Source organism: Arthrobacter cheniae (genome assembly GCF_003602275.1).
GTDB lineage: Bacteria > Actinomycetota > Actinomycetes > Actinomycetales > Micrococcaceae > Arthrobacter_D > Arthrobacter_D cheniae.
Genome location: NZ_QZVT01000002.1, coordinates 443,511 through 456,887, shown reverse-complemented (window position 1 = coordinate 456,887; position 13,377 = coordinate 443,511). Strand labels below are relative to the sequence as shown.

Below are 13,377 nucleotides of genomic sequence, written 5' to 3'. Positions count from 1 at the left end.
CCGCAATGGATCGTCCTCCTGCACGCCCTGCCGATGGCGGCTGCAGGTCCGGGAGCGGTGGGATCCGGTGCCCCTGCAGGGCGTCGTCAGGAGTGCTGACCCGGGGTCTTCGGGTCAGGATCCCGCCGACCGACGAGCCACAGGCACCAGCCGACGAGAGCCGCCACGCCCGCGACGACCGCCGGGAGGCTGGAGCCGGCGTCGTCGACCAGGAGTGCGAGGACGGCCACCGGTTGGGCGACCGCCTGGATGCGCAGGAGCGACCCGCCGAGCTCCCGCAGCGCCGCGCCGCTGATCCAGCCGCGGAGGGGGAGGTGCAGGAGCAGGAGGTACAGGATGAACACGGTGTGGAGTCCGGCGACGAAGACGAGGAGCCATGGCGACCCGGCCGGCATGTTGACGGCGTAGGCCACGACCAGCAGGAGCAGGGTGAGCGCTGCGAGACCGATCGACGGAAGAACCGCAGCGGCCGCCGCCGCCACGACGGGCAGGATGATCCAGGCACTCCCGTTCCAGACGACGGCCCCGAGCAGGACGGCGATCAGCGCGGTCGCGCAGCGCAGCGCCCACAGGGGGACGAGTCCACTCCGATCGGGAACTGCAGGGGTGCCGCCGCGTCTCACCGCGCACCCGGTCCCGACCCCTGGCCCACCCGCCTGTGGGCTCGGCGCTCGAGGAGGCGGAAGCCGGTCTCCAGGGAATCGTCGGTTCCGGAGCCGATCTCCCCGCTCAATCCGCTCAGGACCGGAATGCCGTCCCGCCACAGGTCGTCGAGGAGGAGGCGGCGCCGCAGGAGGGTGAGCTGCACGGCACGTGCCTGCGTCGTCGTCACCTCCGTGCGATCGAGGGAAGGCACGCAGTCGACACCGGCGACCACGAGTCCCTGCGCGTGCCACAGACGCAGCAGGCGCGCGGGCTCGGGATCGAGGAAGGCGGAGAACACCACGACGACGGCGCCTTCCGGTGGAACGGGATCACGACGCCGGCGTCGTCGCGGGATCACCGACGTCGCAGCGAGCCTGGTGCGGATCTGTTCGAGGTGCCGCGCTCCCGCCGCAGAGCGCAGGGCCCTCCGGGTGCCGGACAGGTCATCGAGTCCCACGCGGTCACCGACGGACAGGTAGGACGCGGCGACCCTCGTCGCGGCCACCCGCGCCACGTGCAGGGACCCCGGAACGAGCCGCGACGAGCCGGCTTCGAACCAGTCGGACGTGGACCGGGGCAGGTCCTGCCCCTGATCGACGACCAGGAAGACCGATGCCTCGGCATCGGCGAAGGTCCGCCGGACCATCAGGCGATCCTGATCCGTCGAGCGGCGCGCGGTGGCACGCCAGTCGATCCTTCGACGCTGGTCACCGGGCTGCAAGGGGGCGATGGACCTCAGCTCGCCGCCCTCACCCGGCCGCTTCGACCCGTGCGTGCCTGCCATCCCTGCGAGTCGGCGGGACACCGGACGGGCGAGCATCGGGCCGACCGGCGCGAGGATGCTGACGCGTACGGGAGGAGTGGGCCGAAATGCAGAGGCGGCCGTGAGGTCCGGGCTGAATCCGATGGAGCCGTACGAGAGCACGTCGGCCTCGCCCGACAGGGGGCCGTCCACGAGTACCGGGCATTCCTCGTCGGACCTGAGGACGAGGGCTTCGGGCGGGCACCCGGGGGTGGCCATGATCGTGGCGACGAGCCCGGGCGGCACCGCAACCGTCGCAACGCCGTCGGTCCGGGGCGGCGCGAGCAGCAGGCGCAGGCGTCGTCCCGTTCCCTGCGCCCGTCTGTCCCCGGTGATGCCGATGACGGTGTCCTCGCGGCTCGCGGTGGTTCGACCTGCGAGCGCGAGGAGGGCGAACGGTGCGGCGAGTGCCACGGTGTCGGGCCTGCCGGAGACGAGGCCGGCGCCGACGCAGACCAGGGCGATGATCACCGCGAGGGCCCACACGGGGGAGTGGGTGACGGAGCGCCTAGCCATGGTGCTCGGTCCTGTGCTCGGTCCGGTGCTCGCTCCGGTGCACCGTCGGCGGCGTCGGTACCTCGCCCAGCACGTCCCGCACCACCTTCTCCGTCGCCACACCCTGGGCCCAGGACGACGGCGTCAGCGTGATCCTGTGCGCGAGGACGGCCACAGCGCCCTCCTTCACATCCTCGGGCAGGACGAAGGAGCGCGCGTCGAGGACGGCGAGTGCGCGGCCCAGCAGCACCAGCGCCTGCGAGCCGCGGGGTGACGCCCCGACCTCCACCGCCGGGTGGCTGCGGGTCGCGGCGGTGAGGCGGACCGCGTAGTCGATGACGTCGTCGTCGACGCCCACCGACTCGACGACCGCCTGCAGGCGCAGCAGGCCCTCGGCCGTGGTCACCCGCGCCACCGTGGTTTCGTCCTGACGACGTGAGAGCCGCCTCGCGATGATGTCCTGTTCGCCACCGGGGCCGGGATAGCCGAATCGCAGCCGGACCATGAAGCGGTCCAGCTGGGCCTCGGGCAATGGATAGGTGCCCTCGAACTCGATCGGGTTCGAGGTGGCAAAGACGTGGAAGGGACGCGTCAGGGGCAGGGTCGTGCCCTCGGCCGACACCTGTGCCTCCGCCATCGCCTCCAGCAGCGCGGACTGCGTCTTGGGGGAGGTCCGGTTGATCTCGTCGGCGAGGAACAGCCCGGCGAAAATCGGTCCCGGCTTGAAATCGAACTCGCGGGTGGCCGGGTTGAAGATCGACGAACCGGTCACGTCGGACGGGAGGAGGTCGGGAGTGAACTGCAGGCGCCGGAAGTCGAGGCCGAGTGACTGGGCGAGTGTCTTGGCTGCAAGTGTCTTGCCGAGCCCGGGCAGATCCTCGAACAGGACGTGGCCGCCTGCAAGCACCGCCGCGAGCGCAAGGCGGAGAGCCCCCTCGGCTCCCACGATCACGGTCCCGGTGCGGTGGAGGACTTCTCGGCCGATCCGCGCGGCCTCGCCGATATCGGGCGGCGCTCCGGTAGGTACTTCGGTAGGTACTTCGGTCGGCACTTCGGTCGGCACTTCGGTCGGCACTTCGGTCGGCACTCCGCCGGCGGGATGGATGCGGTCCGGGGCTGTCATGGGTCTCCTGGCGGGGTGTGGCGGGGTGGCGCCACCGGCTGGAGGAGGACGATCCGCTCCAGCTCATCGGCGATGGTGCCCAGCTCGTGATGGCTGAGCTCCGGGGACTGCGCCTTCGCGATGAGGGCTTCGAGCGCCGGGCTCCTCGCCGCACCGGGGTGCGCAGTGGTGACGGCGAGAGCGAGTGCGTGGACTTCCCGAACAGCGCGTGTACCGGGTTCCGTCGATGACAGGGAGAACTCCAGGGCCTGGAGGTCCGACAGGCCGCGGACCGGTTCGGGCAGCGGCGCCAGGGTCGCGCGAGGAACATCGACGGCCTCCAGGAGTCCGTTGGCTATTCCTGCGGCGAACGCGGCACCGGCGAGGGCCACGGCATGGCGGGCGTCGAGCCCGAAGAACCACCCCGCGACGAGGGCGAGGAGGACGAGCACGACGGTGATGGCCCACGCCGATCTCTTCATCCGGCGATCCTGCGGTGTGCTGCGAGGGCAATGGACAGCTCGATGACGCTGGAGAGCGCGAGCTCGCGGTCGTCGTGGCCGAGGCGCTGCGGGGCGTCGTCGTCCGTTCGCCCGAACCTGGCGCGCTGGTACAGGCGGTTGAGGCTGGTGAGGGGCTCAGCGGGAAGATCGAGGCCGGCCGCGACGGCGGTGGCGAAGTCCGACGTCGTCTGGGCGGGCGTTCGTCCGGCGCCCGCTACGGCGCACAGGTGCTCGAAGTCGAGCCAGCACCGGATGACGGCGTCGGAGGTGTCGGCGTCGCCGGCCAGGGCGGTACGCGTGGCTTCGGTCCAGGCCGGTAGCGCATCGTTCACGAGCGCGAGGGTGCCCGGCTGCTGCAGGTCCGCCTGCTCGAGGAAACCGCTCCCGGCGATGTGCCGCCGACGGAACCTCAGGAGGAAACGCACCAGGAGGGCGAGACCGGCCATGGCGAGGATGAGCAATGCGGCGACGGCCGTATCGCCGCTGATCACCAGGGGTTCGCCGTCGGCCGGCGGTTCGGTCATGACGGTGGCGGAGGGAGTCGCGGTGCTCTCCTGGCCCACGACGTCGACGGGAGGATCCACCACCGGTTGGGCTGTGAACCGTCCGATGAAGCCTGCCGCGACCACGGTGAGGACGAGGACGAGGACGGTGAGCAGGGCCGGGACGCCCGGTGCCGCTTTCGCGTGCCGCGGCGTGCCTTTCGTCCCCACGATTCCCCCGCCGGTAGGTGCTGGAGCGATCCCGCAGGGCCGCGTCCAGTGGAGCCTACCAAAAGCAGAACCGCCGCCGGCCTGGTGGCCGACGGCGGTGGACTCTGCATGAGCCTTGGTGCCCTCGATAGGATTCGAACCTACGACCTTCTGCTCCGGAGGCAGACGCTCTATCCCCTGAGCTACGAAGGCAGGTACGGGAACTCCCGTACCGGTAAGGGACTCATCGAGCTTATCAGGTACCGCTTGCGTCGGAAAACGCGGGAGGAGCCTCGTCCCCATCCTCAGTAGCCCAGGAAGGCGTCCGTCTTCACCCTCGGCACGCCCGCGGCGCGCACCACCGCGCGGAGGTCCCCGATGAATCTCGGCGAACCCGACACGAGCACCCTGCGCTGCTTGAGGTCCGGAACCGCAGCAAGGAGCTCCTCCGCGGACGGTTCCTCGCCCGCATAGGTCCAGTTGCCCGGAAGGGAAGGGGTGCCGGCGCCCGAGGGCACGAAGAGCACCACCCGCGTCCCGAGTCCGGTCAGCTCGTCCCGGAAGGCGATCTCCTCCTCGCTCCGCACCACATAGACGAGGACGACGTCGCGCTCCTCGCCCCGCGCGTCGATGTCCCTGAGCTGGCTGATGAACGGGGTGACGCCGATCCCTCCGGCGGCGAGCAGGAGGGGGATCGACGGATCGCGGGGCAGGTGGAAGTCGCCTCCGACGAGCGTGCCGGTGATCTGCGCGTCCTTCGGGAGGTCGAGAAGGGCCTTCTTGAAGGAGCTTCCCGAATCCGTCGTCCTCAGGCCGAAGGTGACGGCGTCGGCCCGCTGGGGTGCGGAGGTGATGCTGAAGACCCTTCGGCTGCCGCGGCTGTCCGCGCCACTGTGGGGCAGGCTCAGCTCCATGTACTGGCCGGCCTTGAAGCGGACCGGCCGCGTCGGCTCGAACACGAGCTCCGTGCTGGTCGGCGTGAGGTGCCGGGATCCCGCGAAGGACAGCCGGACACCCCGCCGCTGTCCCAGGAGGAACGCCACGGCGTTACCGATGACGAGGGCGAACTCCGGGCCGAGGAACACCGGACCGATGGAGGTCTGCAGGGCGAGGACGACGGCGACGATGGCGGCGAAAAGCCATTGCTGCCGGCGCAGGGGCGGGAGGGTGAGTGGTTCGGTCATCATGAAACCGAGGAGGAACAGCACCGGGTAGGAGGTCAGGACGAGCTGGAGGCCGGCGCCGACGGTCATGCCGCCCTGCACCAGGTTGAACAGCAGGATGCCGATCGCGACCACGAGGAACACCGCACCCATGGAGAGCTTCCGCGTCCGGTAGAGGAGCAGTGCCGCGCCGACGGCGACGACGGGGAGCATGTAGGCGTTGGCGACCCACCAGGCGGCTGCCCCGACACCGAGCAGGGTGGCGACGACGGCGCCGGTCGCGGCGGGATTGAAGATGTGCCGACCGCGGAAGGCGAGCAGGAACTTCGATGCTCCCGCCGCCGCACCCGCGACGAGGATGCTGCCGAGCCCGGCGGCGGTGCTGGACGGGAACATGATGAGGAACACGATCAGGCCCGTGATGAGCGACGAGTCCCCGTGCGGCCGCAACCGCAGGATCAGGGCCATCACCCTCGTGCCGATGACCGTCCCTCCCACCGCGGCGACCAGCGTCCCCGTGATCTCCGCCGGTGTGTAGGCGAGCAGGCCCGTCAACGAGAGCACGAGTGCCTCGACGGTCAGCACCAGGAGCAGGGTGAGCGTGAGGCGGTACATGGTCATGCGGCCCAGCAGGCCGTCGAGTGCTGCGGTCATGAGAACAGTGCTCCTGCTAGTGGGGCTGAGTAGCGGGCCCGTCCGTCGGAATACATCAGGACGAAATCGAAGGCGAAGGAGCCGGCGAGGTCGTCGGGGTCCGCGAGGAAGAGGGCGGTGCACAGCCCGTCGGCGGTCATGGCGTCCTCGGCGAGGACCCACGTGGCGACGACGGTGTCGACGCTCCGTCCCGTCCGGGCATCCAGGACATGGTGCAGGCCGTCGCCCCATACACGGCGATTGGACGCGGACGCGCACAGAGCTCCGGACCCGAGGCTGACCGTCCCGATGGCGGACGACGAGTCGTAGGGGTGCTCGAGGGCCACCGTGATCGAGCCGCTCCCCGCCCGCCTCATGTCCCCGCTGGCGTCCACGATCACGTTCTCGTGCCCGGCAGTGACGAGGCGCTCGAGCATCAGGTCGACGAGCTGGCCCTTGCCTGCGGCGCCGACGTCCAGCAGCGCCGGTCCGCTCAGGGTGATACCGTCCCCCGTCCACGCGAGCAGGTCGTCCCAGGCCCGTGCGGGTGCGGGGGGCGCCGTGGGCACGAAGCTGTAGCCGGCGTCGTACCCCTGGTCGGCGAGGCGCTCGCCGATCAGGGGAGACAGGCCACCGCCCGTCAGGTCATGCAGCGTCCGCAGAAGGCGTCCCAGCGCTGCTCCATGAAGCGGGAGCGGAAGGAAACCTCCGGAGGCCGCGAGTGCCGTCACCCCCGAGTCCGCGCGGAAGCGGGAGTACAGCGCGTCGTAGTCCTCCGCGATCCGCAGGAGTTCGGCCCGATGGGTCGGCGCCAGTGGCTCGCTGCTGTCCACGCGCCAACTGGTACCGATCGCCTCGAAGCAGAAGGTGCGCGACATGCCCGATACGACCTAGAGCTGCGCTTCGCTCTTGATCTTGTCGGTAGCTTCGTTGAAGCCCCCACTGGTCAGGGAGGAACCGGCCACCTTGTCGACGGCGAGCTCATCGAGCTTCTTGCCGACGATGGCGTCGGAGATGCCTCCGGCGAAGCGCTCCTGGTACATGGTGGTGGTCGGGTTGTCCGGCATCGGCTCGACCTCGACGGCGGTGACTACGTCGGCCTCGAGCGTGATGGTCACGCCCACTTCCTCGGGCCCGGCCGGGGACTGGTAGGACCCGGTCTCGGTGTAGGAACCGTCCTCGTAGGTCTGGCTGCCTGCAGCGGCTTCCGCTGTTGCCGGTGCACCCGCCGGTGCGGACTCCCCGGTGGCAGCAGGAGCGTCCGACGCAGGCGCCTCCGATGCGGGGGTTCCGTCCGTGGGCGCCTGTGCCTCCGCTCCGGCGCAGCCTGCGGCACCGAGGATGGAGACGGCGGCGAGTGCGGTCAGCACACGCTTGTGGAGGGGGAACCCGGGCCGGCCGGTCTGTTCGGTCGAGGGTTCGTCGGTTCGCCCTGTCATGGTCACTGGATGCTCCTGGTGGGTCGCCGTACCGGGAACGGGCGGAGAGGCTCCGCGCCGAGGGTCATTGAATCTTAAAGTAACGTACTGGTCTGTTCCAACGTTCTATATCTCGATTCGTTTCTTCTGCCCTTCCGGACTGCACGCGCACGTCCCCGATGTCGTGTCCGCTGCGTCGTCCTGTCGCAGAACGTTACCGCTGTCACGGAAATCAGGGTGTCCGGAGCGGCGCCGCTATGCTGGACGGGTGACTCCCGAAGAACTCTCTGCCGCTATTTCCGCCTGCCTGAAGGCTGCCGTCGAAGCGGGTGACCTAAGTATCGACCTCCCCTCGGAGGTTCGGGTGGAGCGACCCAAGAACCGGGAGCACGGGGATTGGGCCACGAACATCGCCCTGCAGCTGGGCAAGAAGGCCGGAATGAATCCGCGGCAGTTCGCACAGCTCCTCAGCGACCGCCTCGCCGGCATCGATGGCGTCAAGAGCGTCGACATCGCCGGTCCCGGTTTCCTCAACATCACCCTCGACGCCGGAGCCGCGGGCGAGCTGGCGCGGACCATCGTCGAGGCGGGACCCGCGTACGGCACGAGCGCTGCGCTCGCCGGCCAGAAGATCAACCTCGAGTTCGTCTCGGCGAATCCCACCGGTCCCATCCACATCGGCGGGACCCGTTGGGCTGCGGTGGGAGACGCACTCGCACGTGTGCTCCAGTCCCAGGGCGCGTCCGTGGTGAGGGAGTACTACTTCAACGACCACGGCGCGCAGATCGAACGGTTCGCGCGCTCCCTCTACGCGAGCGCGGCCGGCCGGACCGCTCCGGAGGACGGCTACGGCGGTCAGTACATCGAGGACATCGCGCAGCGCGTGCTCGCCGCCGAGCCGGATGTCCTCGGTCTCGGCGAAGCTGACGCCGTCGAGCGTTTCCGTGCGGTCGGCGTCGATCTCATGTTCACCGACATCAAGAAGTCGCTCCGGGACTTCGGGGTGGAGTTCGATGTCTATTTCCACGAGCACTCGCTGTTCGAGAACGACTTCGTCGGGGGCCTCCTCGAGCAGCTGAAGGGCTCGGGCAATCTTTTCTACGAGGACGGAGCCTGGTGGCTCAGATCGACGGACTTCGGTGACGACCGCGACCGCGTCGTCATCAAATCGGATGGCGCCCCGGCCTACATCGCAGGCGACATCGGCTACTTCGTCAACAAGCGCCGGCGCGGATTCGACCTCAACATCATCATGCTCGGTGCCGACCATCACGGGTATGTCGCACGCCTGAAGGCTGCTGCGGCGGCCCTCGGTGACGATCCCGATACGGTCGAGGTCCTCATCGGGCAGATGGTGAACCTCGTGCAGAACGGCGCGCCCGTCCGCATGTCGAAGCGTGCCGGGACGGTCGTGACCCTCGAGGATCTCGTCGACGCCGTGGGCGTGGACGCCGCGCGGTACACCCTTGCCCGGTTCTCCGCGGATTCGAACATCGACATCGACCTCGACCTCCTGACCAGGCGGACCAACGAGAATCCCGTGTTCTACGTGCAGTACGCCCACGCGAGGACCCACGCCGTCGCGCGCAACGCCGTCTCGGCGGGAGTGGACACCACCGCCTTCGACGCGGCGTCGCTGAACCATCCCACGGAGGGTGAGCTGCTGGCCGCCCTCGGCCAGTTCCCGGGAATCGTCGCGCAGTCCGCAGTCTTCCGTGAGCCGCACCGGGTGGCCCGCCACCTCGAGGTCATCGCGGGAACGTACCACCGGTGGTACGACGCCTGTCGTGTCGCACCGCTCCGTGACGCGCCGGTGGAGGACGTGCACCGGTCGCGCCTGTGGCTGAACAACGCGACGCAGCAGGTCCTCGCGAACGGTCTCGACCTCCTCGGCGTCTCCGCGCCGGAAAGGATGTAGCAGTGGTCGCCGAAGCATCACCGCTCGCCCCGGGCTGGCTGTCCCTACCGACGGACCAGGCCCGGCTCGATGCCAAACTGTGGGCCGAGGACGTCGAGCGCGGGACGGACGGCGCCCTGCGGATCGACGGCGTGCCGGTCGCCGATCTGGCCCAGGAGTTCGGCACCCCGCTGTTCGTGATGTCCGAGCGTGATTTCCGCGCGCGTGCCGCGACCTTCCGGAACGCCTTCGACGAAGCCTTCCAGGATCTTTGCGGGGGAGTGGATGTCTTCTATGCGGGCAAGTCCTTCCTGTGCACGGAGGTCGTCCACTGGGTGCGCGAGGAAGGGCTCGGGCTCGACACCTGCTCGGGAGGCGAGCTCGCCGTAGCCCTCCGCGCCGGCATGCCCGGCCACCGGTTGGGCCTTCACGGGAACAACAAGTCCGCGGCGGAGATCACGCGTGCGATCGATGCCGACCTGGGGCGGATCGTCGTCGACAGCCTCCAGGAGGTGGCGCTCGTCGGTGATCTCGCCGTGCAGCGCGGACGCACGGCCAACGTCATGCTGCGGCTCACCCCCGGCGTCCATGCGCACACCCACGAGTTCATCGCCACGGCGCACGAGGACCAGAAGTTCGGTCTCTCGCTGACCACCGAGCAGGGACCGGGTCAGACGGCCGGGAGTGGGACGGATGGTGCAGGCGGAGCCGAGGCCGACGGCGCCTCCTCGCCCGCGGCCCGAGCGGTCGCGGACGCGCTGGCACACCCGGGCATCAACCTGCTCGGCGTGCACTGCCACATCGGCTCGCAGATCTTCGAATCGGAGGGCTTCGAGCTCGCGGCGCAGCGGCTGCTCGGTTTCCTGGCGAGAGTGCGTGACCGGCACGGCGTCGAACTCCCGGAGCTCGATCTCGGCGGCGGCTACGGCATCGCCTACACCGAGGCCGACGAGCCCCGTCCCGCGGCGGAGATCGCGCGGGCAATGGCCGCCGTCGTCGGGTCCACCTGCACGAGGCTGGGACTGCGGGTGCCCCGGATCTCGATCGAGCCGGGCCGTGCGATCGTGGGACCGACCACCTTCACGCTCTACACCGCAGGCACCACCAAGACGGTGCGGGTCGACGCCGCCGCGAACGGATCCGAGGTGGTGCAGGACACCTCCGTGACGCATCCGCGACGTTATGTGTCGGTCGACGGCGGCATGAGCGACAACGCCCGTCCGGTGCTCTACGGCGCGGATTACTCGGCCGTCCTGGCCTCACGCACGCCGGATGCCGACCCCGTGCTCTCCCGCGTGGTTGGAAAACACTGCGAGAGCGGTGACATTGTGGTGCGGGACGTCTACCTTCCCGACGACACGGGAGCAGGTGACCTCCTCGCCGTTCCGGGCACCGGAGCTTACTGCTGGGTGCTCTCGAGCAACTACAACTACCTGACCCGCCCGCCCGTCGTGGCGGTGGCCGACGGTATCGCACGGCTGATCGTGCGCGGCGAGACGGAGGAGGACCTGTTCCGCAGGGACGTCCAGCGCGAGCCGGCCTCGCCCGCAAGAGCAGTGCCCGCAACGGATCCAGGAGCCCCACGGACAGTATGAACTCATCTGCAACGCCCCCCGCACAGCCCCTGCGCGTAGCCCTTCTCGGTTGCGGCAACGTGGGCTCCCAGGTAGCCCGCATCCTCCTCGACGACGCCGAGAACCTCGGCCGCCGTGCCGGGGCTCCGCTCGAACTCATCGGCGTCGCGGTCCGCTCGCTCGACGCGCGGCGCGACGTCGAGCTCCCGACAGGGCTCCTCACCACCGACGCGGAATCGCTCGTGGAGCAGGCGGACATCGTCATAGAGCTCATGGGCGGCATCGAGCCGGCGAAATCACTGATCCTCCGCGCCATCCGGCACGGAGCAGCCGTGGTTAGCGGCAACAAGGCGCTCCTCGCGCAGGACGGCCCCGAACTGTACGAGCAGGCCGACGCCGCCGGTGTCCAGCTGTCCTACGAGGCCGCCGTCGCCGGCGCCGTGCCGATCCTGCGGCCCATCCGGGACAGCCTGTCCGGAGACCGCATCACGCGCGTACTGGGCATCGTCAATGGCACCACCAACTACATCCTCGACCAGATGGACTCCACGGGTGCCCAGTTCGCGGACGCGCTGAAGGCCGCCCAGGACCTGGGCTACGCGGAAGCGGATCCGACGGCTGATGTGGAGGGCCACGACGCCGCCGCGAAGGCAGCCATCCTCGCCTCCCTGTCCTTCCACACACGCTTCGCGCTGGAGAACGTCTACTGCGAGGGCATCACTTCCGTGACGGCCGACGACATCGCAGCCGCGGCCGAGGACGGCTACGTCATCAAGCTTCTCGCCATCGCCGAGATACTCACCGATGAGGCGGGAGCCGCGGGTGTCGGCGTGCGCGTCCACCCCACCCTCCTGCCGCGTTCCCACCCGCTCGCCGCGGTGCGGGGGGCCTTCAACGCCGTCTTCGTCGAAGCCGAGAACGCCGGCGAGCTGATGTTCTACGGCCAGGGTGCCGGCGGTACGCCGACCGCCTCGGCCGTCCTGGGCGACGTCGTCAGTGCAGCGCGACGCATGGTGCTCGGTGGTCCCGGCAGGACGGAGACCACCACCGGCCACGTCCCGCCGCTGAGTATCGACACGGTGCGCACGAGCTACTGCATCGGCCTGCAGGTCGCGGACCAGCCCGGTGTCCTGGCGCGCATCGCGCAGATCTTCGCCGAGAACGGCGTCTCGATCGAGACGATGCGCCAGCGCATCCACCAGGGAGGGTCCGACGGCGGCACCACCGCCGAACTGCGCATCGTCACGCACCGCGCGCCCGAGGCCTCCCTCGCGGCCACCGTGAAGCAGGTCGCAGTGCTCGATGTCATCACCGCCGTCTCATCCGTACTCCGAGTAGAGGGAATCTAAGTGGCCCACCAGTGGCGCGGAGTCATCCGCGAATATGCCGAACGCCTACCCGTCACGGACGCCACCGAGGTAGTCACCCTCGGTGAGGGCGGAACGCCGCTCGTGCACGCCCGCCACCTGTCCGAGCTGACGGGATCCACCGTCTATCTCAAGGTCGAGGGCATGAACCCCACGGGATCCTTCAAGGACCGCGGCATGACCATGGCCATGACGGCGGCCGTAGCGGCCGGCGCGAAGGCCGTCGTCTGTGCGTCGACCGGCAACACCTCGGCGTCCGCCGCAGCCTATGCCACGCAGGCGGGGATCACGTGTGCGGTCCTCGTGCCGGACGGCAAGATCTCCATGGGGAAGCTCAGCCAGGCGATCGCCCACGGCGCGCAGCTCCTGCAGGTCAACGGCAACTTCGACAACTGCCTCGACGTCGCCCGCAAGCTCGCCGAGGCCTATCCCGTGTTCCTCGTGAATTCGGTGAACCCGGCACGGCTCGAGGGACAGAAGACGGCCGCCTTCGAGGTCGTCGACACCCTCGGTGACGCTCCCGACTACCACCTCATGCCGGTCGGCAACGCGGGCAACATCAGCGCGTACTGGAAGGGCTACAAGGAGTACGCGGCGCCGTACGCGTCCATGCACCACGGCGAACTTCCCGCCGTCGCCACCCGCACTCCCATCATGTGGGGCTTCCAGGCCGAGGGTGCGTCGCCGCTCGTCAAGGGCCACCCGATCACGGAACCCGACACCATCGCCACCGCCATCCGCATCGGCAACCCGGCGTCCTGGGATTTTGCCGTCGCCGCCCGGGACGAATCCGGCGGTCTCATCGAGGCTGTAACGGATGAGGAGATCCTCGATGCCCACCGCTGGCTGTCCGCCCGTGAGGGCGTCTTCGTGGAGCCGGCGTCGGCCGCCGGCGTGGCAGGGCTGATCAAGAAGCACGCCGAGGGACTCGTGCCCACGGGCAAGACCATCGTCATCACCGTCACGGGTCACGGCCTCAAGGACCCGCAGTGGGCGCTGCGCACCGCGGACGGTTCGGACATCGAACCCATCAAGGTGGAATTCGACGTCGTCAGCGTCGCCGCCGCACTCGGGCTCGAGGACTGA

At 69.5% G+C, this 13,377-nt stretch carries 12 protein-coding genes and 1 tRNA gene; 4 read left to right on the top strand and 9 right to left on the bottom strand.

The window, feature by feature from the left end; all coding sequences use genetic code 11:
• Positions 1–86 precede the first annotated feature (86 nt).
• The 9 genes from D6T63_RS05395 to D6T63_RS05355 form a co-directional block, all read right to left on the bottom strand.
• Positions 87–623 carry a hypothetical protein gene (locus D6T63_RS05395; RefSeq protein ID WP_120147979.1) on the bottom strand — a complete coding sequence of 179 codons (537 nt, stop codon included), beginning with the start codon at positions 621–623 and terminating at the stop codon, positions 87–89.
• Entirely contained in the window at positions 620–1,963 is a 1,344-nt protein-coding gene (locus D6T63_RS05390) for a DUF58 domain-containing protein (protein ID WP_120147978.1), read from the bottom strand. Before D6T63_RS05390 ends, D6T63_RS05395 begins: the two co-directional genes overlap by 4 nt.
• Positions 1,956–3,065 (bottom strand): AAA family ATPase, encoded by a 1,110-nt coding sequence (locus tag D6T63_RS05385; RefSeq protein ID WP_120147977.1) that lies wholly within the window; start codon positions 3,063–3,065, stop codon positions 1,956–1,958. The genes D6T63_RS05390 and D6T63_RS05385 overlap by 8 nt, the downstream gene beginning before the upstream one ends.
• Positions 3,062–3,526, bottom strand: coding sequence for a hypothetical protein (locus D6T63_RS05380; protein ID WP_120147976.1), 465 nt, complete (start codon positions 3,524–3,526; stop codon positions 3,062–3,064). Before D6T63_RS05380 ends, D6T63_RS05385 begins: the two co-directional genes overlap by 4 nt.
• Entirely contained in the window at positions 3,523–4,260 is a 738-nt protein-coding gene (locus tag D6T63_RS05375) for a DUF4129 domain-containing protein (protein WP_120147975.1), read from the bottom strand. Before D6T63_RS05375 ends, D6T63_RS05380 begins: the two co-directional genes overlap by 4 nt.
• Positions 4,261–4,376: 116 nt before the next feature.
• Positions 4,377–4,452 (bottom strand) — tRNA-Arg (locus tag D6T63_RS05370).
• A 92-nt stretch (positions 4,453–4,544) separates the two neighbouring features.
• Positions 4,545–6,056, bottom strand: a complete 1,512-nt coding sequence (locus D6T63_RS05365) for an FAD-dependent oxidoreductase (RefSeq protein WP_120147974.1) — start codon at positions 6,054–6,056, stop codon at positions 4,545–4,547.
• Positions 6,053–6,913 (bottom strand): FAD:protein FMN transferase, encoded by an 861-nt coding sequence (locus D6T63_RS05360; RefSeq protein ID WP_120147973.1) that lies wholly within the window; start codon positions 6,911–6,913, stop codon positions 6,053–6,055. Before D6T63_RS05360 ends, D6T63_RS05365 begins: the two co-directional genes overlap by 4 nt.
• Before the next feature lie 12 nt (positions 6,914–6,925).
• Positions 6,926–7,474 carry an FMN-binding protein gene (locus D6T63_RS05355; protein ID WP_235830564.1) on the bottom strand — a complete coding sequence of 183 codons (549 nt, stop codon included), beginning with the start codon at positions 7,472–7,474 and terminating at the stop codon, positions 6,926–6,928.
• Positions 7,475–7,721: 247 nt separating this feature from the next.
• On the opposite strand from D6T63_RS05355, the gene argS reads away from it, so the two are divergent.
• Genes argS through thrC form a run of 4 tightly spaced genes read left to right on the top strand, consistent with a single transcriptional unit; the run spans position 7,722 to position 13,377 of the window.
• Positions 7,722–9,371, top strand: a complete 1,650-nt coding sequence (argS, locus tag D6T63_RS05350) for an arginine--tRNA ligase (protein WP_120147972.1) — start codon at positions 7,722–7,724, stop codon at positions 9,369–9,371.
• Positions 9,372–9,373: 2 nt separating this feature from the next.
• The gene (locus tag D6T63_RS05345) at positions 9,374–10,945 is read left to right on the top strand and encodes a diaminopimelate decarboxylase family protein (protein ID WP_120147971.1); all 1,572 of its coding nucleotides are present in this window, start codon (positions 9,374–9,376) and stop codon (positions 10,943–10,945) included.
• Positions 10,942–12,273 carry a homoserine dehydrogenase gene (locus D6T63_RS05340; RefSeq protein WP_120147970.1) on the top strand — a complete coding sequence of 444 codons (1,332 nt, stop codon included), beginning with the start codon at positions 10,942–10,944 and terminating at the stop codon, positions 12,271–12,273. The genes D6T63_RS05345 and D6T63_RS05340 overlap by 4 nt, the downstream gene beginning before the upstream one ends.
• Entirely contained in the window at positions 12,274–13,377 is a 1,104-nt protein-coding gene (thrC, locus tag D6T63_RS05335) for a threonine synthase (protein WP_120147969.1), read from the top strand. It begins immediately after the preceding gene.

Coding starts and splice junctions, on each gene's coding strand:
- D6T63_RS05380 (WP_120147976.1), bottom strand. CDS start 3,526: ATGAAGAGATCGGCGTGGGCCATCACCGTCGTGCTCGTCCTCCTCGCC.
- D6T63_RS05365 (WP_120147974.1), bottom strand. CDS start 6,056: ATGACCGCAGCACTCGACGGCCTGCTGGGCCGCATGACCATGTACCGC.
- D6T63_RS05355 (WP_235830564.1), bottom strand. CDS start 7,474: ATGACAGGGCGAACCGACGAACCCTCGACCGAACAGACCGGCCGGCCC.
- D6T63_RS05385 (WP_120147977.1), bottom strand. CDS start 3,065: ATGACAGCCCCGGACCGCATCCATCCCGCCGGCGGAGTGCCGACCGAA.
- D6T63_RS05340 (WP_120147970.1), top strand. CDS start 10,942: ATGAACTCATCTGCAACGCCCCCCGCACAGCCCCTGCGCGTAGCCCTT.
- D6T63_RS05360 (WP_120147973.1), bottom strand. CDS start 6,913: ATGTCGCGCACCTTCTGCTTCGAGGCGATCGGTACCAGTTGGCGCGTG.
- D6T63_RS05390 (WP_120147978.1), bottom strand. CDS start 1,963: ATGGCTAGGCGCTCCGTCACCCACTCCCCCGTGTGGGCCCTCGCGGTG.